Raw genomic sequence first — 20564 nt, 5'->3', positions numbered from 1 at the left:
GGAAGAGCGGCCTTGCCGGAAAGTCCGTCCCCATGACCGTCGGTTCCGCAACCGCCGCCACCTCCCTTCGCCACGCCATGACCCAGGCCGGCCGGCCGGGTCCGGCCCAGTGGACCAACCTGGACGGGCGCGTCACGCTGCGCACCCTGATCCTGATCCGCTGGATCGCCGTGATCGGGCAGCTCGCCACCGTGGCGACGGTGCAGCTCGTCATGGGCTTCCCCTTGCCGCTGGGGCCGGTGCTGGCGGCCATCGGCGCCTCGGTCCTGCTGAACCTCGTGGCGATGGCCCAGCGCGGCGGGCGGCTGCGGCTGGCCGACCGGGACGCGGCGCTCTATCTCGGCTATGACATGCTGCAGCTCACGCTGCTGCTCTATCTCACCGGCGGTCTCGCCAACCCCTTCGCCATCCTGCTGCTGGCCCCGATGACGGTGGCCGCGGCGATCCTGTCGCGCTACAGCGTGGTCCTGCTGACCGGACTCAACCTCGTCTGCCTGACCGTGCTGGCGATGTGGCACTTCCCGCTGCCCTGGCCGGAGCCGATGCCCTCGGTCGCCCCGCTCTACGCCTTCGGTATCTGGCTGTCGCTGTCGGTGTCGGCCGGCTTCATCAGCGGCTACGTCTTCCGCGTGGCCGAGGAGGCGCGGCGCTTCGCCAACGCCCTGTCGGCCTCGCAGGTGGCGCTGGCGCGCGAGCAGCGGCTGTCCTCGCTGGGCGCCCTGGCCGCGGCGGCGGCGCACGAGCTGGGCTCGCCGCTCGGCACCATCGCAGTGGTGGCGAAGGAGCTGCTGCACGACATGCCACCGGACAGCCCCTTCACCGAGGACGTGGCGCTTCTGCAAAGCCAGGTGATGCGCTGCCGCGAGATCCTGGCGGAGCTGGCCCGCAAGCCGGAGGCCGACGGCGGCGACCCGTTCGAGCGGCTGCCCCTGACCGCGCTGGTGGAGGCGGCCGGCGCGCCGCACCGGCTGGGCCACATCCAGTTCACGGTCGAGCGCAGCGACGGCTCCGTTGGGGAAGAACCCATCGTCCGCCGCAGCCCGGAGATCATTCATGGCCTGGGCAACTTCATCCAGAACGCCCACCAGTTCGCCGACGGGCGGGTGACGGTCGCCGCCTCCTGGGATGCCCGGTCCGCGACGGTGGTGGTGATGGACGACGGGCCCGGCTATCCCGCCCATCTGCTGAGCCGCATCGGCGAGCCCTACCTGTCCGCAAGAAGCGAGCGGTCGGGCCATATGGGGCTGGGAATCTTTATTGCACAAACGCTGCTAGAGAAAACGGGTGCCCTTGTAGCCTTTAGCAATAACCGTAGCGGCGGCGCGCGAGTTGTCGTACGTTGGGACCGTGGTGTCTTAGAACCAGAGGACTAGTGGTGGATAGCGCGATGACCACGGACGAGAGTCCAACGGGCGAAACCGCCAAGCTGACGTTCACGGGTGACGTTACCCGCAGCCTCCTCATCGTCGACGACGACGCGCCTTTCCGAACCCGCCTCGCGCGCGCCATGGAAAAGCGCGGTTTCAACGTGGTCGCCGTGGACAGCGTGCAGCTCGGCATCGACGTCGCCCAGGAATCGGCACCGGCCTTCGCCGTGGTCGACCTGCGGCTGGCCGATGGCAGCGGCCTGGACGTGGTCAAGACCCTGCGCGACGCCCGCCCCGACGCCCGCATCGTCATGCTGACCGGCTATGGCAACATCGCCACGGCGGTGGCCGCGGTGAAGGCCGGAGCGGTGGACTATCTGCCGAAGCCGGCGGACGCCGACGCCGTGGAATCCGCCCTGCTGGCCGACGGCCGCCCGCTGCCCTCGCCGCCGGAGAACCCGATGTCCGCCGACCGCGTGCGGTGGGAGCACATCCAGCGCGTGTTCGAGCAGTGCGACCGCAACGTCTCCGAAACCGCCCGCCGGCTGAAGATGCACCGCCGCACCCTGCAGCGCATCCTGAACAAGCACGCCCCGCGCGGCTGATCCTTCTCCTTCCGACACGAAAGCGCCCCCTCTCCACACCGGTGAGGGGGCGCTTTCGTTTCAGGCTTCCCTCACGCCGGGGCCGGCTGCCGCGCGGTCTCCGGCGGCTTCGGGCGGTGGGCCGCGACGCAGGACAGGACGCTGCCGGTCACGCAGACCAGGGCGGCAAGCTCCATCCCCGTCGGCAGCCGCTGTTCCCAGAGAAAGCCGTAGAGCAGAGCGAACAGAGTCTCGAACAGGATCATCTGGCCGACCAGGGTCAGCGGCAGCAGCCGGCTCATCCGGTTCCAGAGGGCGTTGCCGACGATCGAGGCGAGGATGGCCAAGCCGGTCACCACGGCGGCGAAGCGCAGCCATTCCCCGGCGGCGTGGCCGCCTTGGGCGAACAGGAAGGCGGGAACCGCGAGCAGCAGCGCCTGCGCGCCGGTCACCACCCCGGTCAGCAGGCTCCAGTCATGCGCCGAGACATGGCCGAGCCGGGCGAGCCAACGGCTGTTGCCCACGGCGTAGACCGTCCAGGAGACGAGCGCGCCGACCGCGCAGAGCAGACCGGTCATCTCGGCCATCGGCATTCCCGTTTGGGCGTCACCCACTGATTGCCAGCCGATGCACAGGATGCCGGCCGCGCCGAGCAGCAGCGACGGCACGAGCTTCCGGACGGGAACGGCCCCATGATCCCGGCTGCCAATGACGGTGACCGCGACCGGCAGGAAGCCGATGACCAGCGAGGTCATCGCCATCCCGCCCATTTGCACGGCGGTGGCCAGCAGGGCGTAGTAGAGGATGTTGCCGAGCAGGCTCAGCCACGCCAGCGCCCACCACTCGCGCAGACCGAGCCCGGCGCGCAGGGCGTGCCAGCGCGGCAGCACGAGCAGGACGGCGAACAGGCCGTAGGCGAGATAACGCCCGGCGGCGAGCTGGAGCGGCGTGAAGGCCGAGGCCAGTTCCGGGGCGAGGAAGACCAGCCCCCACAAGGCCCCCGCGCCGATGCCGCAGGCGATCCCCAACCACGTCGCGCCCATCCTTGCTCCCAACCCTCTCTGATTTCCGGGGCGAGGATGGCATGGAGCGCGACCGTGGTCTTGTCCCGGGCTACGGACTTTTGTGCCGGGTCTCGCGGCTTTGGCGCCGATAGGCCGCGGGGGTCAGGCCGGTGGCCCGCCGCATCGCCCGCGTGAACGCGCTCTGGTCGGCGTAGCCGGTGCGATAGGCGATCTCCGCGATCGGCAGCTCCGACCGCGCGAGCCAGCCGCAAGCCCGTTTCAGCCGGACCTCCGCGAGCCAGGCCCGCGGGGTGGTGTCCAGTTCGGCGCGGAACAGGGCGTGCAGCCGGCTGACGCTGACGCAGGCCCGCTCGGCCATCGTCTCGGCGGTCCACGGCTTCGCGAGGTCGGGCTCGACCGCAGCCAGCAGGGTTCCGAGCCGCGACCGGGGCCGCGCCGGTTCCTCGGCAAGCGCGTCGAGCAGCAGGGGCACCCAGAGGCGAAGGTTGTCCGCCGACACGCCACGGCTGTCCAGCATCAGGCCCATGTAGTCGATCAGCTTGCCGGCCACCGGGGTCAGCGCGACGAAGGGATGGCGGATCAGCCGGTCGCCGACCGCCGGTTCCAGGAGAGCCGGATCGAGGTCCAGGATGAGCGAGCGGTTCGGCCCGTCGCTCGTCTGGGTGTGCGAGGAGCCGGCCTCGACGAACGCCGCCCGGCACGGCCCAAGACGGCCACCCTTTCCGGCGATGTCGATCTCCAGGGCGCCGCTCAACGGCAGGACGAGTTGAGCGAAATCGTGCCGGTGGGCGCTGTGCGCCGCGCCGTAGCTGCGGACATCGATGCTGAGGCGCGGCGATGTGGACATCGCCTTCCTATAACCGAAATCCGGCGCGCCGACCACCCGCCGAAAGGGGACGGTGCGGTCTGGCGCTTGGCGCCCTGCCCCCGGTCCCTCACTTTTTGATGGGGCAGCTCCGCACGCCGAACAGGGTGTAGGCCGGGCAGAAGCCGACCACCGCGGTCAGCAGCGGGACGAGGCCGATCCAGCCCCAGGGGGTCTGCGGACCGACGAAGACGAGGGCGATCAGGACGAGGCCGACGATGGCGCGCAGCGCGCGGTCGATGGTGCCGACGTTGACGGGCATGGATGCACCTTACGGGCTGGGATGGATTGGGCGGTTGGTGCGCCCATCCAAGCCCCTTTCCGCCCTCCGGTCTGTGACTCCGTCACACCCCGCCCGCGCGCTCCAGCGCCAGCAGCGCGTCGGGATCGCGCACCCCGACGCGGCCGCGCGACAGTTCCACAAAGCCGCGCCGCTCGAACTCCTTCAACTGGCGGCTGACCACCTCGCGCGCCGTGCCCAGCTCGACGGCCAGCGTCTGATGGGTGGTGTCCAGCCCGCCGCGCGCGTCGCGGTGGTCGACCAGGAAGCGGGCCAGCCGCAGGTCGATGCGCCCGAAGGCCACCTCCTCCACCAGCATCATCATGCCGAGCAGACGCGTGCCGAAGGAGGCGAAGACGACGTCGCGGAACACCGCGGACCGCGCCAGCAGCTCGTGAAAGGCCCCAGCCCCGAGCGCGATGGCGTCGAGGTCGGTTTCGGCCACGCCCTCGGCGCTGTAGTCGGCGCGCGTCATCAGGCAGGCGGTGGTCAGGATGCAGGTTTCGCCCGCCCCGACGCGGTAGAGGACGATCTCCCGCCCGGTTTCGGCGGTCATCTGGACCCGCACCGTGCCGTCCAGCAGCATGAGAAAATTGTGGCACAGGCCGCCGATGCGGAACAGCACCGTGCCGCGCGGCACCGCCATCCGCGTCCCCTGCGCGCGCAGGACGGCCCGCGCGTCGGGCTCCAGCGCAGCCAGCGCCGGAAACGCACCCGCCCAGATAACGTCAATCTTTTCAATATGTTGCGGCAGCATGTCCGGCCCCCTTCGATCGGCGATGACCATTATCCGCGAAGGGGCTTCCCCGGTCCACCACGCACCCTCGCCCTGGGCCACTCCACCCAATGGAGACTCCGGGGAGGGTACCCAATGAGCGTGTCTTCCCCACCATATGCACTGCGGGCAGCATGAAACGGCCGGACGGTCGATGACGTTCTAGGCACCGTAACGCCCCGAACGGGGTGCCGTTCGGCATGCGAGGAGGACCCGCTTTGGCGACCCAGGACATTCAGGATCAACCCCAGCGGCGGCAGTCGGCACCGGTCCCGGGACCGGTTTCGTTCGACCTGTCGACCGCGGCGGCCAGCGCGGTGCGCCGCACCACCGGCATGCTGCTGCGCCACAAGCTGCTGATCGGGACGGTGATCGTGCTGGGGACGGGCATCGCGGGTCTCGTCGCGCTGCGCATGACGCCGCTCTACACCGCCCAGACCCTGATCATGGTCGAGCACCGCAAGAACCAGGTGATGAACTACCAGGAGGTCGTCTCCGGCCTCTCGACGGAGCTGGGCGCCCTGCAGAGCGAGGTGGCGATCCTGAAATCCCCCGCCTTCGCGGAAAAGGTGGTCGACAAGCTCGGCCTGATGAACGACCCGGAGTTCAACGCGGCGCTGCGGCCCGAACAGACCAACTGGTTCTACTACCTGAATCCGAAGAACTGGCTGCCCGACTCCTGGTGGAACAGCGCCCGCGGCGACCGCCCCGAGATCACGCTGAGCCCGGAGGAGAAGACGGCCAACGAGCGGACCTCGGTCGTCAACAACTTCATCGAAAATCTGGCGGTGCGCCCGCAGGGCCGCTCCTACGTCATCGCCGTGGATTTCGACAGCGAGGACCCGCGCAAGGCCTCCCTCATCGCCAACACCATCGGCGAGATGTACCTCGTCGACCAGCTCGACGAGAAGTTCAAGGCGGCCAAGCGCGCCACGGCCTGGCTGGAGGAGCGCATCACCGAGCTGCGCCGCGAGGCCAAGACGACCGGCGAGGCGGCGGAGAAGTACCGCGCCGAAAGCGGGCTGACCAACGCCAACGGCGAAACCACCCTGATCGCCCAGCAGCTGGCCGAGCTGAACACCAGCTACGTCCTGGCCCGCACCAAGCGGCAGGAGGCGGAGGCCAAGCTGCGCGAGGTGTCCACCCTGGCGCAGAGCCCGCGCGGCGTCTCGGCCATCGGCGACGTGCTCGGCTCCCCCCTGATCCAGGCGCTGCGCCAGCAGGAGGTCGAGCTTCAGCGCAAGATCGCCGACGCCGCCAACAAATACGGCGCCCGCCACCCGACGCTGACCGCGCTGCAGAGCGAGCTGCGCGACCTGCAGGGCCAGATCAAGGCCGACGTGGGCCGCATCGTCCAGAACCTGAGCAACGAGGTGGAGCTGGAGCGCGGGCGCGAGGCCGCCCTGAAGACCAACCTCGACCAGCTCCAGGCCCAGCGCAACCAGCAGCAGGAATCCAACGTGACGCTGCGCACGTTGGAGCGCGACGCCGAGACCTCGCAGACCATGTACGAGGCGATGCTGACGCGCTTCCAGGAGATCGCCGGCCAGACCGAGATCCAGCAGCCCGACGCCCGCATCGTGTCGGAGGCGGCGATCCCGCTGAACCCGTCGCAGCCCAACAAGAAGATGATCGTGCTGCTGGCCCTGATCGCCTCGGCCACGCTGGGCGTTCTGCTGGCGATGCTGCGCGAGCAGTCGGAGCGCGGCTTCCGCAGCCCGCACCAGTTCGAATCGGCGACCGGCGTGCGCTCCCTGGGCATCGTCCCGGCCATCGGACGGCGGCGGCGCGGCACCTCCCCCGCCGCCTACGCCATCGACAAGCCGATGTCGGCCTTCGCCGAGGCGATGCAGAACCTGCGCACCACGCTGCTGCTCGCCAACCCGGACGGCCACCAGCGGGTGATCCTGTTCAGCTCCTCCGTCCCCGGCGAGGGCAAGAGTTCGATCGCCGCGGCCTTCGCCCGCATCTGCGCCAACGCCGGCCAGAAGACGATCATCCTGGACTGCGACATGCGCCGCAAGGGGCTGCACCCGATGCTGGGGCTGGAGAACCGGCACGGCCTGTACGAGGTGCTGTCCGGCGAATGCGCGCCGAACGAGGTGATCCAGACCGACCCGCGCACCGGCCTGCATTTCATCGCGTCGGGCCGCGGCTCCGCCCTGCCCCAGGACATGCTGGGCTCCAGCCGGATGCACCAGCTCATCTCGCGGCTGGCGCTGGAGTATGACCGGGTTATCCTGGACAGCCCGCCGGTGCTGGCGGTGTCGGAGGGCAAGCTGCTGGCGGCGCTGGCCGACCAGACGGTCTTCATCGTGCATTGGGGCAAGACCAAGCGGGAAACCGCCATGGCCGGGCTGAAGGAGATCGTCGAGGCGGGCGGCGAGGTGGTCGGCGTCCTGTTCTCCCAGGTCGATATCCGCCGCCACGCCCAATACGAGTTCCCGGACAGCGGGCGCTACCACGGCTACCGTCGCTACTACGCGAACTGACGGCGGCGCTTGCTTGAGAGAAGCGGTCGCGTCGGGGCCCCCCTCCCGACCTCCCCCCGCTTCGCAGGGGGAGGAGAAAAAGCCCTCCCCTGCGACAGCGGGGGAGGGTTGGGTGGGGGCCCGACGCCCGCACTTGCCATCACACCCAGAAAAGACCCGATGACTGCCGCCAAATGACCGCCGGACGACGCATTTTCCTGAACATCCGCGCGCTGGGGCTGGCCCGCGTCGCCACGCTGCTGAGCGGGCTGATCACCACGGCCTGGACCGCGCGCGCGCTCGGACCGGACGGGTTCGGCGTGCTCGGCTTCGGCACCTCCATGCTGGCCTACGCCGCGCTGTTCGTGAATCTCGGCCTGTCCACCTACGCGGTGCGCGAGATTGCCCGCGACCGGGAGAAGGCCACCGATCTCGCGGACCATGTGCTGACCCTGCGGATGCTGCTGGCCGTGCTGGTCGGCGGGCTCTACGTCCTGTTCGTGCTCCAGCTCGACAAATCGGCGCTGGTCAAGGCGGTGCTGCTGGTCCAGGCGGTGCAGTTGCTGGGCAACGCGCTGCTGCTCGACTTCGTCTATCAGGCGACGGAGCGGATGAGCGTCATCGCGGTGCGCGAGATCGGCACGTCGCTCGGCAACATGGTCGCCGTGCTGGCGCTGGTGCACGGGCCGGACGATTTGGCCGTCGCCGCCGGGATCACCGCGGTTTCCTTCGTCATCAACGCCGCCCTGATGCTGGCCCGCTTCAGCCGCGATTTCCGGATGCCGAGGCCGCGGGTGGACCTCGCCAAGTGGCGGGTGATCCTGAAGACCTCCGCCCCGATGGCGGTCAGCGTCTTCGCCTGGGCGCTGTTCTCCCACCTCGATCTGGTGATGCTCGGCTTCATGGCGCCGCAGACGGAGGTCGGCTGGTACGCCGCGGTGACCAAGCTGCTGGTGCTGTCGCTGACCGCGGGGAACATCATCCTCAGCGCCTTCATGCCGCAGCTCGCCGCCGCCTACGGCGACCGCGAGGCGATGCGGGCGCGGATGCGCGACTACGCCGCGACCATCCTGTCCATCGGCGCGCTGATCGCGGCAGGCGGCTTCACCCTGGCCCCGGCCATCCTGGGCACCGTCTTCGGCCCGGCCTACGCGCCGGCCGCCGACACGCTGCGGCTGCTGATGATCGCGGTCGCCATCGTCCACATCAACCTGACGATGGGCAACCCGCTGCTCGTCTGGCACCGGCAGTCCGGCTACATGACCGCCATCCTGATCGGCGGCCTGACCAACGCCGCGCTGAACCTGATCCTGATCCCGCGCTACGGGATCGAGGGCTCCGCCGCCGCCACCATCGTTGCGGAGCTGACCGCCATGACCGGCCTCGCCTGGCTGCACCGGCGCGAGGTCGGGCAGCTCTACCTCGGAATCGTCGCGCGGGCGGCGCTGTGCGCAGCACTCGCCATGGGGGCCACGCTGGGCTTGACCCACGCGCTGCCGGACCTGATGGCTCCCGCGCACCCCCTGCCCGCGTTGCTGATCGGCGGCAGTGTGCTGGTCGCGGTCTACGCGCTGGCGGCGCTGCTCACCGGGCTGGTGCGTCCGTCGCGGCTGCGCCGGCTGATCGTGGCGGCGGCATGACCCGTACGCCTCATCCCGAATCCCGAAGGACGCCGACCGGACGCACCCTTGCCGCCGGTCCGGGGTACCACGAACAAAACAATGCCCGATCAACGGCATAGCCATTTCACGCCATCCCGAACGGCCGGAACAATGCCGCGTTGCAAGACGTTCGGATTGCGCATGGCGCGGGTGGCGGATGGCGGCGCCTTTGGATGCATGCTCCAATCACTAGCAGGATCGAAAGACTATGCTCCCAAAGTCCTTTCCCGACCGGAACGTCTGCGTGCTTGGTCTCGGCTATGTCGGGCTGACGCTGGGCGTGGCCATGGCGGACGCGGGGTTCCAGGTGCACGGCGTGGAGGTGCGGGACGAGGTGCTGGACAAGCTGGCCCGCGGCGTCCCCCATTTCCATGAGCCGGGCCTCGCCGAGAAGCTGCGGCATGTGATGGAGCGCGGGCGCTTCACCTTCGGCCGCACGCCGGAGAGCGCCCGGGACTGCACCGTCTTCATCATCACCGTCGGCACCCCGCTGGACCGCGACGGCCGTGTGCGCACCGACATGATCGAGGCGGCGACCCGGCAGGTCGCCGACTGCATCCACGACGGCGATCTCGTCATCCTGCGCTCCACCGTGAAGCTGGGGACCACGCGTGAGGTGGTGGCGCCGATCCTGCGCCGCACCGGCAAGCGCTTCGACATCGCCTTCTGCCCCGAGCGCACGCTAGAGGGGCAGGCGCTGATCGAGCTGAACCAGCTTCCCCAGATCATCGGCGCGGAAAGCGTCGAGGTGGCGGCCCGCGCCTCGCAGATCTTCGGCATGCTGACGCCGACGACGGTCAAGGTCTCGACGCTGGAGACGGCGGAGATGATCAAGCTGGTGGACAACACCTACCGCGACGTCACCTTCGCCTTCGCCAACGAGATCGCCCGGCTGTGCAACGCCATGGAGGTGTCGGCGCTGGAGGTGTCGCGGGCGGGCAAGCTGGGCTACCCGCGCACGCAGCTGCCGCTGCCCGGCCCGGTCGGCGGCCCCTGCCTGGAGAAGGACCCGCACATCCTGATCGAATCCGCCCGCGGGTTCGGGGTGGAGATGGACATCACCGCCGCCGGGCGCCGCATCAACGAAAGCCAGCCCCACGAGGTGTCGGAGTTCCTGGAGAGGCTGACCGGCTCCATGCAAGGCTTCCCGCAGGAGCCGACCATCAGCCTGATGGGCCTCGCCTTCAAGGGCCGCCCAGCGACCGACGACCTGCGCGGCACCATGGCCAAGCCGCTGTTCGAGGAACTGCGCACCCGTTTCCCCAAGGCGCGCTGGCGCGGCTTCGACGCGGTGGTGGCGGCGGACGACATCCGCGGCTTCGGGCTGGAGCCGGCCAACAGCATGGCCGAGGCGGTGGATGGCGCCAACCTCGCCGTCATCCTGAACAACCACCCGGTCTTCACCTCCATGCCGCTGCCGGATCTGGCGCGCCGCATGGACCGGCCGGGGGTCATCTACGACTTCTGGAACAACTTCAACAGCCGCGAAGTGGACCTGCCCGAGGGCACGGCCTACGTGGCGCTGGGCAGCCACGGCGCCGCCCGCTTCGCCCATGTCGCCTGAAGACATATCGCCTGAAGAAACGTCGCTTGAAGAAGCGTCCCCTGACGCTGTCGCCTAAGGAAAAAACAATGCCGAAACATTATCTCGTGACCGGGGGCAGCGGCTTCATCGGCGCCGCCCTGGTCCGCCGGCTGGTGCGCGACGGGCACCGCGTCCGCGTCCTCGACGACAACTCCCGCGGCCACCCGCGCCGGCTCGGCGACGCCGTGGACGCGGTCGAATTCGTGTCCGGCGACATCCGCGACCCGGCGGCGGTGGACAAGGCGGTGCGCGGCGTCGACGGCGTGCTGCATCTGGCCGCCGTCAACGGCACCAAGCACTTCTACGAGAAGCCGGAGGTGGTGCTGGACGTCGGCGTGCGCGGCATGCTGAACGTGTTGGACGCCTGCCGGTCGAACGGGGTGGGCGATCTGGTCGTCGCCTCCTCCTCCGAGGCCTACCAGACCCCGCCGATGGTGCCGACCCCGGAGGACATCCCGCTGGTCGTTCCGGACGTGCTGAACCCGCGCTACAGCTACGGCGGGTCGAAGCTGATCTCGGAGCTTCTGGCGGTCAACTGGGGCCGCACCGGCTTCGACCGCGTCGCCATCTTCCGCCCGCACAACGTCTACGGCCCCGACATGGGGTGGGAGCATGTGGTGCCGGAGTTCGTCCGCCGCGCCGTGGCCGCCATCGACCGCAGCCCGGAGGTCCTCGTGCCCTTCCCCATCCAGGGCGACGGCACCCAGACCCGCGCCTTCGTCCACATTGACGACGCGGTGGACGGCATCATGACGGTGATCGAGCGCGGCGAGCATCTCGGCATCTACCACGTCGGCAACCCGGAGGAGATCTCCATCGCCGAACTCGCCCGGCAGGTCGTCGCCGCGCTGGGGCGGGTGGCGGACATCCAGATCGGACCGCCCGCCCCCGGCGGCACCCAGCGGCGCAGCCCCGACATCGCCCGCCTGTCCGCGCTCGGCTTCACGCCGCGCATCCCGCTGAAGGACGGTCTGCCCGGCGTGGTGGACTGGTACGCCGCCCGCAGCCGCGACGGCGACGCCCCGATCGCCAGCGCCGCCGAATAAGGGACACGAGAGCCATGGAGCGAAACAGCCGCATCTTCGTCGCGGGGCACCGCGGTCTCGTCGGCTCGGCCATCGTCCGCCGTCTGGTGGAGGGCGGCTACGACGACCTCGTGCTGCGCGGCCGCGACGAGCTGGACCTGACCGACCAGGCCGCGGTGCGCGCCTTCTTCGACCGGGAAAAGATCGACTATGTGATCCTGGCCGCCGCCAAGGTCGGCGGCATCCTGGCGAACGAGCGCTTCGGCGGCGACTTCATCCGCGACAACCTGCTGATCCAGACCAACGTCATCGACGCGGCCTGGCGGGCGGGGGTGAGGAAGCTGCTGTTCCTCGGCTCCTCCTGCCTCTACCCGAAATTCGCGGAGCAGCCGCTGAAGGAGGAGGCTCTGCTGACCGGCGCGCTGGAGCCGACCAACAAGCCCTACGCCATTGCCAAGATCGCCGGCATCACCCAGTGCCAGGCCTACCGGCGGCAGTACGGCTTCAACGCCATCTGCGCCATGCCGTCGAACCTCTACGGCCCCGGCGACCATTTCGACCCGGAGGGCTCCCACGCCATCCCCGGCATGATCCGACGCTTCCACGACGCGAAGATGGAGCAGGCGCCCAGCGTCACCCTGTGGGGCACCGGCACGCCGCGCCGCGAGTTCCTCTATGTGGACGACATGGCCGACGCCTGCCTGCACCTGATGGAACGCTACGACGGCGAGGACATCATCAACGTCGGCCCCGGCGAGGACATCGCCATCGGCGATCTGGCCCGGCTGATCCGCGGGGTGGTCGGCTACGAGGGGGCGCTGACCCAGGATCTGAGCAAGCCGGACGGCCACCCGCGCAAGCTGATGGACGTGTCGCGCCTGTTCGCCACCGGCTGGCGGCCCAAGGTCGGGCTGGAGGAGGGGCTGAATCGCACCTACGGCTGGTTCCTGGAGAACGCCGCACCGCCGGCTCCCCGGCCCGCCGCCACCACGACCGGCGAAGCCGCGGAGTGACCGCCGATGCCCGATGATTCCACACCCCTGCGCACCCGGATCGTGGATCCGGCCACCCTCCCGCCGTCGGTCCTGCTGGTGGCGATGAGCTACTGGCCGGAACCCGCCGGCAGCGCGCCGATGATGACCGACCTCGCCACCGCCTTCGCCGCGGCGGGGACGGACATGACCGTGCTGACCGCGCGTCCCAACTATCCGGGCCAAGCCATCTACGACGGCTACGCCGACGGGGCCGAGGACCGCCGCACCGTGAACGGCGTCCGCATCGAGCGGCTGTTCACCATCCCGCCGAAGGGCGGCGGTATGAAGGGCCGGCTGATCCACGAGGGGGTGCTTCACGCCGGCTTCCTGGCGGCGCGCGCCCGCGGGCGCGTCGGGCGGCACAAGGCGGTGCTGTCGCTCTGCCCCTCCATCTTCAGCGTCGCCGTCGCCGACCGCTTCCGCGCGCCGGGTGGGCGGCACATCGCCATCGTGCACGACATCCAGTCGGGCCTTGCCGGCGCGCTGGGCATGGGCGGCGGGGCCGCGCTGAAGGCCATCCAGGCGGTGGAGCGCACGGCGCTGAACCGCGCCGACGGCATCGTCGTGCTGTCGGAGGCGATGGCCGACGTGCTGCGCGACCTCGGCGTGCGGCGACCGATCACGGTCATCCCGCCCCACGTCGATGCCGAGGCCATCCGCCCCCTGCCCCGGCCGGAGGGCCAGCCGCCGACCGTCCTCTACAGCGGCGCCTTCGCCCGCAAGCAGGGGCTGGACCAGGTGCTGGAGATGGCCCGCCACCTCCACGCGCTGCGCCCCGACGCCCGCGTGCTGCTGCGCGGTCAGGGCGGGCTTGAGGAGGAACTGAAGGCCCAGGCCAAGGCGATGGCGCTGCCCAACGTGGAGTTCGCGCCGTTGATCGCCTCCGACCGGCTCGCCGAGGGCTTGGCCGAGGGCGACGTGCATCTGGTGCCGCAGCGTCCGGAGGGGGCGGCCTTCGCCATGCCGGGCAAGGCGGTGACCATCCTGGCCGCCGGGCGGCCCTTCGTCTGCACCTGCCTGCCGGGCTCGGCGCTCGACCGGCTGGGGACGGAGATCGACGCCTTCCGGCGCACCCCGCCCGACGCGCCGGAGGCCATGGCCCAGGCCGTGGCCGAGCTGCTGAACGATCCCGCCCGGAGCGCCGCCATGGGCCGCCGGGGCCGTGCCTGGGTGGAGGGCAACGCCAGCCGCAGCGCCGTCCTGGCGCAATACGCCGCGCTGCTGCTGGGAGACGACGCCGCATGACGAAGCCCGCCCTGGTCTTTTCCTGGGAGATGTTCGGCCCCTACCACATGGACCGGCTGGAGGCGGTCGGGCGGCGGCTCGGCCATCTCTACGACGTGGTCGGTCTGGAGGTCGGGTCGAAGTCCCACACCTACGCCTGGGACTCCACCGGAGAGGGGCAGCATTTCCGCAAGATCACGCTGTTCCCCGGACGCTCCAAGGCGGACATCCCGTCCTTCCAGGTCTACCGCGCCCTGCTGCGCGAATGCCGCAAGGCGGGGGCCAGCCACGTCTTCCTGTGCCATTACGAGGAGCCGGACGTCTTCGCCCTGGCAGTGACGATGCGGCTGATGGGCCGGCGCGTCGTCAACATGAACGCCTCCAAATTCGACGACAAGCCGCGCGTCCTCTGGCGCGAGGCGCTGAAGTCCCTGCTCTACAAGCCCTATCAGGCGGCGATCGGGGGCAGCCACCGCACCGTCGACTACTACCGCTTCCTGGGACTGCCCAAGGACCGGCTGTTCATCGGCTACGACACCCTGTCGCTGGAGCGGGTGCGCCGGCTGTCCGGCATGACCCCGGCCCCGGAGGGCGTGCCCTTCGCCGAGCGGCACTTCACGATCATCGCCCGCTTCGTGCCGAAGAAGAACCTGTTCCGCGCGGTCGAGGCCTACGATCTCTACCGCCGGCTGGCCGGAGACGCGGCGCGGCCCCTGCACCTCTGCGGCTCCGGCCCGCTGGAGGCCGACCTGCGGGCGGAGGTCGCCAAGCGCGGTCTGGACGGGCACATCATCTTCCGCGGCTTCCTTCAGGAGAAGGGGATCGCGGAGACGCTGGGCTCCACCCTGTGCCTGCTGCTGCCCTCGCTGGAGGAGCAGTTCGGGCTGGTGGTGAACGAGGCGCTGGCCATGGGCGTGCCGACGATCCTGTCCGACCAGTGCGGCGCCCGCGACGTGCTGATCCGCAGCGGCCTGAACGGCCACATCGTCGAGCCCGACAACCCGGAGGGTTTGGCCCGCCACATGCTGTCCGTCGCGTCGGACGAGGCGGAATGGCGGCGCCTCAGCCTCAACGGACGTCCCTTCCAGGCGCTGGCCGACGCCGGCTATTTCGCGGAGGCCGTGGAGAAGGCCCTGCACAGCCTGGGCGCCCGCAAGGATGCCGACCAGGGCGCCGCCCAAAGCACCGATGAAAGCGCCCGCAAGGGCACCCGTGAAAGCGAAGCGTGATGACCGACCGCCGCAACACCCCCCACATCGTCGTCTCGGGCCGCCTTCCCCCGCCCATGGACGGGATGAGTCGGGTCACCGCCCTGGTGCTGGACCGCCTGCGCAACCGCGGCCCGGTGGAGGCCACGGTGGAGGTCGCGGACCTGTCGCCGGGCTGGAACGGCGGCGGCCTGCGCTACCACGCGGCCAAGGCCATGCGCGTCCTGCTGGCGGGTTTGCGGCTGGCGGCCGGGGCGACGATCCCCGGACGGCGTTTCTACATGCCCGTCGATTCGGGGCTGGGGATCTTCTACACGGCGGCGCTGGCCGGAACGGCGCGGCTGTTCGGCTATGAACGGACGCTGCACCACCATTCCTTCGCCACCATCTCCAAACCCACTTGGCGGATGAGCCTGCTGACCCGCCTCGCCGGCACGGACTGCATGCATGTGCTGCTCTGCCCGGCCATGCAGGCGCGCTTCCAGGCGCTCTACCCGGCGGCGAAAACGGCGATGAGCGTCTCCAACGCCATCTTCACCCCGCCGGTGCCGCGCCCGCGCCACGGCAAGTCCGGCCCGCTGCGCATCGGCCACCTGTCCAATCTGTGCGCCGAGAAGGGGCTGGACACGCTGTTCACCTTGCTGCGCGCCCTGCGGTCGGAGGGGGTGGACGTCAAGCTGGTGCTGGCCGGGCCGGGCTTGGGCCGCATGGACAACGCGCTGGTCGCGGCGGGGCTGGTGGCCTTCGACGGCGACGTGGAGTATCGCGGCCCGGTGGACGACGACGCCAAGGCGGCCTTCTACCGCGACATCGACGTCTTCGTCTTCCCCACCCGCTACCGCAACGAGGCGCAGCCGCTGGTGCTGTTCGAGGCGATGGCGGCGGGCGTGCCGGTTCTCGCCTACGACCGCGGCTGCATCGGCAGCGACATCCCCCGCCCCGGCCTCGTCCCGCAGGACCGGGACTTCATCCAGGCGGTGCTGCCGGCGCTGCGCCTGTGGGCCAAGGACCGCGACGCGCTGGCGCTGGCCTCAGAGCAGGCCCACGCCCGCGCCCGCGCCGCCCATGAGGCCGGGCACAGCGGCATGGACGCGCTGCTCGACCGCATCGCCGGACCGCTGCCCGAAGCCGCCGGGCCAGCCGTCCGGCCAAAACGCGCCATGGGCTGAGCGCGCCAGGGTCTGACCGCCCTCACACCCAGCGCGCCGCCCTCACCCCCACACGGGACAGAAACACCGCCAGCCCGGCCAGCGCGCGGGCGGTCCAGGGCGGCGCCGGGTCGAGGCGGGCGGCGTCGCGGGCGTGAAGGCGCTCGTCGAGGCGGCAGGCCTCCAGCAGGTTCAGCAGGTCGGGATCGGGGGCGAGCCGCCGCGCCAGGGCGATCTGCCGGGTGTAATGCCCGTCCACCCAGGCCTCCACCCCGGCGACCACCGCGTAGAAATAGGGCGGGCCGAGCCAGGCCGGCAGCCCGCCCATCACCCGGCCCGACCAGCGCCAGAAGGCCGGAAGCGCGCTGCGCTTGTCCGGCGGCAGAACCGCCTCGAACAGCCGCAGGTGCCGCCGCTCGACCCTTCGGTGGGACGCGGCGAAGCGCAGGACCTCCGGGTCGCTGGTGGCGCCGGCGACGCCGTCGTAAAGGGCGACCGCCACGGTCTCGCCGACATGGCTGGCACGCAGCTCGCGCCGGATGCGCGGCGGCAGGACGGACAGGTCGAGTTGCGGCGGCGCCAGCCCGATGGTGGCGGACGGCGGGGCCTCCGGCGAGGGGGCGGGCGACGGACTGAGCGCGTCCACGGGCTCAGCGCGCCCCTTCCGGACCGATGCGCGACCAGGGAATCTCCTGGAAGCCGATCTTCAGGGCGGGGGAGTTTGGGCGCAGGCGGTAGTCGTCCTTCGACGGGTTCATGAAATAGGGGTCCGGCTGATTGCCTCCTTGAACGGAGCGCGCCTGCGTGCGTTCCACGGGCGCCCCCGGCGCGCGCAGGCCGCGGCCCGGCCGGTCGAAGATGTTGTTCTCCAGCCGGTACTCCCCGCCGGTCAGCGCCGTCACCAGCTGCTCCACCGGAACGCGGGCGTGGATGATGTTGCGGCTGGCCTCGTTGTCGCGCAGGAAGCCCGCCGTCCCCGCCTTCGGCACCCATTCGAAGCGCAGGAAGCGGTCGCGCTCGTCGGTCAGCACGGCGATGTTGTTCTCCACCCGGTTGCCGTCGCCGCCATGGATGAACACCGACGCCCAGCCGGTGTCCTCCAGGAAGTTGCCCTCGACCCGCACGCCGTTGGTCAGGTCGTCCAGATAGACGCCGAACCCCTTGTAGCGGGTCATCCAGCGCCCCGCCGCGTCGGTGGCGATCCCGCCGGTCCCCCGGATGTCGTTGAAGCGGATGACCAGCTTGGTGTCGATGTCGCTGCGCCCCAGCGTCTCGATGGCGCCGAGGTCGGCGGTCTCCCGCCCGATGTCGCGGATGCGGTTGTACTCGATCACGTTGTCGGTGTTCTTCGTCTCCGGGTTCCAGTTCTTCATGGAGATGCCGTAGCGCGCGGCGTGCCGGATGTCGTTGTGGGCGATCTGCGTGCGGGTCACTCCGGCGCTCATGATGCCGCCGCCGTAGAAGTTCACCTCACCGACATGGCGGATGGTGTTGGCGACGATCCGGTTGCCGGCGCTGCCGGGGGTGAGCTCGATCCCGCTGCGCCCCAGATGATCCAGCCGGTTGCCGCGCACCTCGCTGTCCGCGACGCCGACCAGCAGCACGCCCGTCCCGACGGCGGTGAAGCGGTTGTCGAGGACGCGGTGCCCCGAGCCGCCGGCCAGCCGCACCGCCGCCCCGTTGTAGGGCACGTCGGCGAAGGACAGCCCGTCGAGGGTGATGGAATCCGCCTTCTCCGCCTGGATCAGCGGGGCGGTGCGGGCCACCACCGCCTCGCCGTCGCGGGCGAAGGCCGCCGGGTCGTGGGGGCGGAGCAGCAGGCGCCGGTCCTTGGCGCTCCAGGCGAACTGGCCGGGGAATTTCAGGAAATCGGGATGGCCGAGCAGGCGGAAGGTGCTGCCGTCGCGGAACGGGTACCAGCCGTCGCGGTCGAGCACCAGCGTGCCGTTGCGGTCGATGCGCTCGATGCCGCGGATGTCGTCGGCCTGCCGCTCGCGGTCGAGCGCTTGGACGCGCACGCCGGGCACCGCCCAGGCCGCCTGGACGGTGCCCGGCGGAAAGCGGAACTGCCGCTTGTCGCCGCCGCCCTTGGTCTGCTGGGCGACGAACCAGCCGCTGCGGATCGGGTCCTGCGGGTCGAAGGCGCCGCTCTGCGCCGCGCGCAGCCGCACGCCGCCGACGCTGACGTCCAGCCCCGGCTCGCGCGCCAGCGGGGCGGAGACGACGCCGTCCCGCTCCGCCTTGAATCCCGTCACCACTTCGCCGCCCGACAGGATCGGGGTCTCGCCGGGAAAGGCGGCGATGCGCAGCCCGGAATCCTCCGGACCCAGCGTCACCGTGTCGGTCAGCCGGTGGGTGCCGCCGCGCAGCAGGATCAGGTGCAGGCCGCGCTTGCGCGCCTCCTCCACCGCGCGGGCCAGCGTGGCGACCGGGCCGTCCCGCCCGTCCGGGGTGGAGGCGGCGACCCGCCCGGACCAGCGGTCGTCGCCCTGGGGGGAGACGTGGATCGCCGGCTCCGCCGCGAAGGACGGGGTGGGACCAGCCAGCAGCAGGACCAGCCACAACAGCCCGCCCGCGAAGAGTCCAGGAATCCGGCGCGTCATATCACCTCCGTTCCGCACCCCAGCGAAACTGGCGGCGGGGGGCGGATGAAGCAAAAGCGCGGACGGGGTGCCTCGAAGGTGCCGCGCGGATAGCCCTGACCGAACGGCCCTCGCCGTCTGCGCTCCCGGACGGGGGGACCCGAGCGGGGCCGGCGGTGTTGCTTTCCGGAGTGCCGCCTTCGCTCCCGGGGGCCGGCACGACGACACCGCCCCACCGGCCGTCACACCACCGGCCGTGGCCGGCGGTGACGCGCGTTCACGAGGTAAGGCGGAGTCCGGCATGATCGAAACGGCGTTGATCGCGCAGGTGCTGGTGGTGGCCCTGGTCACCGTGGTGTTCCTCAGCACCGGCACCGCGTCGATGTTCCACCCGCTGACCTACTATCTGATCTTCCACACGCTGGTCTTCGTGATCCGACCGCTGCTGGTGCACGGTTTCGGCATCGACAATGCCTGGCTGTTCATGGGCTACTGGCCGAGCGCGGCGGAGTTCGTGAAGTCGCTGACGGTCAGTTCGGTCGCGCTCGTCGCCTTCTCCATCGCCTGCGGCTGGGCCGGGCGGGTCAAGCCGGACCTCAGCCGGGCGCCCACCTTCACCTTCGACCGGCTGGACATCACCGCCTTCGCCCTGACCGTGGCGGCGCTGGGGCCGCTGGCCATCTATTCGGCGATCCTGCGCCAGGACGGCGCCGACTTCACCGGCACCGGCGACGTGCAGATGGAGCGCGACCCGCTGACCGGCCAGCCGGTCTACGTCAACACCACCGGCTACATCGCCGAGGCCCATTCGATGGGCCTGCCGCTGACGCTGGGCATCATCTGGGTCAGCCGCTTCCACCCGCTGTCCTTCATCCCCTTCATCGCCTTCGTCAGCTACCGCGCCTATCTGGGCTGGGGGCGCTGGGCGATCATCATGGGCGTGCTGGGCATGGTGCTGCTGATCCTCTACCACACGCGCACCAAGTGGTTCCGCTGGTGGCAGCTCGCCTGCGGCCTGCCGGTGCTGCTGCTGTTCCACACGCTGGGCAACAACCGCGACTTCCTGCGCGGCGTGCTGGCCGGCACCGAGAATCCGGGCAAGCTGTTCAGCATCTTCCAGGGCGGCGAGGGTTCCTTCGTCGAGAGCGTGTCGAACCAGGACATCGCCAACTTCGACTTCCTGGCCTTCATCCTGTGGGCGGTGCCGCAGCAGTCGGGGACCTACACCTGGTTCACCCAGTATCTCCAGCTCTTCACCGAGCCGATCCCGCGCATGCTGTGGCCGGACAAGCCCATCGGCGCGCCGGTCAAATGGGTGTCGCTGCACGATTTCGGCAACTTCTCCAACCTGACCACCTCGCTGGCCGGCGACGGCTGGATGAGCGCGGGGTGGATCGGCGTGATCGTCACCATGGTGGTGGTCGGCCTGATCCTGGGCCGGCTGCACCGCTGGTTCTGGGAGTCGGGCTTCACCAACCGCTACGCGGTGCTGTTTTATTGCGCCTTCATCCCGCTGTCGCTGCAATGGTACCGCGACGGCAACATCACCATCGTCAAGTTCGGCTTCTTCTCGCTGCTGCCCATCCTGCTGTGGATCGGTGCGACCAAGGCGCTGCGCCTGTGGATCGGCGACTCCGCCGGATCGCCGCTCGCCCAAAGCCGCATGTCCGTCTTCCACAAGCCCGCCTTCCGCCTGCCCGGCGTCCGGTTCCCCGCGGACCGGGCGTGAG

Annotated in this window: 17 protein-coding genes; 11 read left to right on the top strand and 6 right to left on the bottom strand. The window is 70.3% G+C overall.

All coding sequences use genetic code 11. From position 1 onward, the window contains the following. The first annotated feature begins 32 nt into the window (after positions 1-32). Both ACWPN7_RS20365 and ACWPN7_RS20360 read left to right on the top strand, forming a co-directional pair. On the top strand, positions 33-1373 hold the full coding sequence (locus tag ACWPN7_RS20365) for an ActS/PrrB/RegB family redox-sensitive histidine kinase (RefSeq protein WP_459196013.1): 1341 nt from the start codon (positions 33-35) through the stop codon (positions 1371-1373). A gap of 14 nt (positions 1374-1387) precedes the next feature. Then, positions 1388-1972 (top strand): ActR/PrrA/RegA family redox response regulator transcription factor, encoded by a 585-nt coding sequence (locus ACWPN7_RS20360; RefSeq protein ID WP_014239303.1) that lies wholly within the window; start codon positions 1388-1390, stop codon positions 1970-1972. A gap of 71 nt (positions 1973-2043) precedes the next feature. Here the strand turns inward: ACWPN7_RS20360 and ACWPN7_RS20355 are convergent, their stop codons facing one another. The 4 genes from ACWPN7_RS20355 to ACWPN7_RS20340 form a co-directional block, all read right to left on the bottom strand. Next, positions 2044-2994, bottom strand: a complete 951-nt coding sequence (locus tag ACWPN7_RS20355; RefSeq protein WP_103039772.1) for a DMT family transporter — start codon at positions 2992-2994, stop codon at positions 2044-2046. Between the two features lie 70 nt (positions 2995-3064). Then, positions 3065-3823 (bottom strand): helix-turn-helix transcriptional regulator, encoded by a 759-nt coding sequence (locus ACWPN7_RS20350; protein WP_103039826.1) that lies wholly within the window; start codon positions 3821-3823, stop codon positions 3065-3067. Positions 3824-3911: 88 nt separating this feature from the next. Further along, entirely contained in the window at positions 3912-4103 is a 192-nt protein-coding gene (locus tag ACWPN7_RS20345) for a YgaP family membrane protein (protein WP_145681332.1), read from the bottom strand. 82 nt (positions 4104-4185) lie between these two features. Next, the gene (locus ACWPN7_RS20340) at positions 4186-4878 is read right to left on the bottom strand and encodes a Crp/Fnr family transcriptional regulator (RefSeq protein ID WP_459196014.1); all 693 of its coding nucleotides are present in this window, start codon (positions 4876-4878) and stop codon (positions 4186-4188) included. 236 nt (positions 4879-5114) lie between these two features. Between ACWPN7_RS20340 and ACWPN7_RS20335 the strand changes: the two genes are divergently transcribed. The 8 genes from ACWPN7_RS20335 to ACWPN7_RS20300 all read left to right on the top strand — a co-directional run bounded on the left by ACWPN7_RS20335 (position 5115) and on the right by ACWPN7_RS20300 (position 16273). Continuing rightward, complete coding sequence (locus ACWPN7_RS20335) at positions 5115-7388, top strand: GumC family protein (RefSeq protein WP_103039773.1); 2274 nt, start codon at positions 5115-5117, stop codon at positions 7386-7388. A gap of 173 nt (positions 7389-7561) precedes the next feature. After that, positions 7562-9007: a flippase gene (locus ACWPN7_RS20330; RefSeq protein ID WP_349618882.1), complete on the top strand. Its 1446-nt coding sequence runs from the start codon at positions 7562-7564 to the stop codon at positions 9005-9007. Positions 9008-9236: 229 nt separating this feature from the next. Next, positions 9237-10592, top strand: coding sequence for a nucleotide sugar dehydrogenase (locus tag ACWPN7_RS20325; protein ID WP_103039775.1), 1356 nt, complete (start codon positions 9237-9239; stop codon positions 10590-10592). Positions 10593-10660: 68 nt separating this feature from the next. Continuing rightward, complete coding sequence (locus ACWPN7_RS20320; RefSeq protein ID WP_149648291.1) at positions 10661-11659, top strand: NAD-dependent epimerase/dehydratase family protein; 999 nt, start codon at positions 10661-10663, stop codon at positions 11657-11659. Between the two features lie 14 nt (positions 11660-11673). Further along, entirely contained in the window at positions 11674-12651 is a 978-nt protein-coding gene (locus tag ACWPN7_RS20315) for a GDP-L-fucose synthase family protein (protein WP_103039776.1), read from the top strand. Positions 12652-12657: 6 nt separating this feature from the next. Next, positions 12658-13917, top strand: coding sequence for a glycosyltransferase family 4 protein (locus ACWPN7_RS20310; protein WP_459196015.1), 1260 nt, complete (start codon positions 12658-12660; stop codon positions 13915-13917). Continuing rightward, on the top strand, positions 13914-15125 hold the full coding sequence (locus tag ACWPN7_RS20305; RefSeq protein WP_456521699.1) for a glycosyltransferase family 4 protein: 1212 nt from the start codon (positions 13914-13916) through the stop codon (positions 15123-15125). The genes ACWPN7_RS20310 and ACWPN7_RS20305 overlap by 4 nt, the downstream gene beginning before the upstream one ends. Then, on the top strand, positions 15125-16273 hold the full coding sequence (locus tag ACWPN7_RS20300) for a glycosyltransferase family 4 protein (RefSeq protein ID WP_175428619.1): 1149 nt from the start codon (positions 15125-15127) through the stop codon (positions 16271-16273). Before ACWPN7_RS20305 ends, ACWPN7_RS20300 begins: the two co-directional genes overlap by 1 nt. Before the next feature lie 22 nt (positions 16274-16295). On the opposite strand, the gene ACWPN7_RS20295 is transcribed toward ACWPN7_RS20300, so the two are convergent. After that, complete coding sequence (locus tag ACWPN7_RS20295; RefSeq protein WP_459196016.1) at positions 16296-16898, bottom strand: demethoxyubiquinone hydroxylase family protein; 603 nt, start codon at positions 16896-16898, stop codon at positions 16296-16298. Positions 16899-16902: 4 nt separating this feature from the next. After that, the gene (locus tag ACWPN7_RS20290) at positions 16903-18855 is read right to left on the bottom strand and encodes a right-handed parallel beta-helix repeat-containing protein (protein WP_492273426.1); all 1953 of its coding nucleotides are present in this window, start codon (positions 18853-18855) and stop codon (positions 16903-16905) included. A 280-nt stretch (positions 18856-19135) separates the two neighbouring features. Here ACWPN7_RS20290 and ACWPN7_RS20285 point away from each other — a divergent pair, with 280 nt between their 5' ends. Next, complete coding sequence (locus ACWPN7_RS20285) at positions 19136-20563, top strand: hypothetical protein (RefSeq protein WP_459196018.1); 1428 nt, start codon at positions 19136-19138, stop codon at positions 20561-20563. The last annotated feature ends 1 nt before the right edge of the window (position 20564 follow it).

The sequence above is a fragment of the Azospirillum sp. UENF 312511 genome (genome assembly GCF_058780635.1).
The sequence above is the reverse complement of the archived record's forward strand: the minus strand, read 5'-3'. Positions and strand labels throughout refer to the sequence as shown.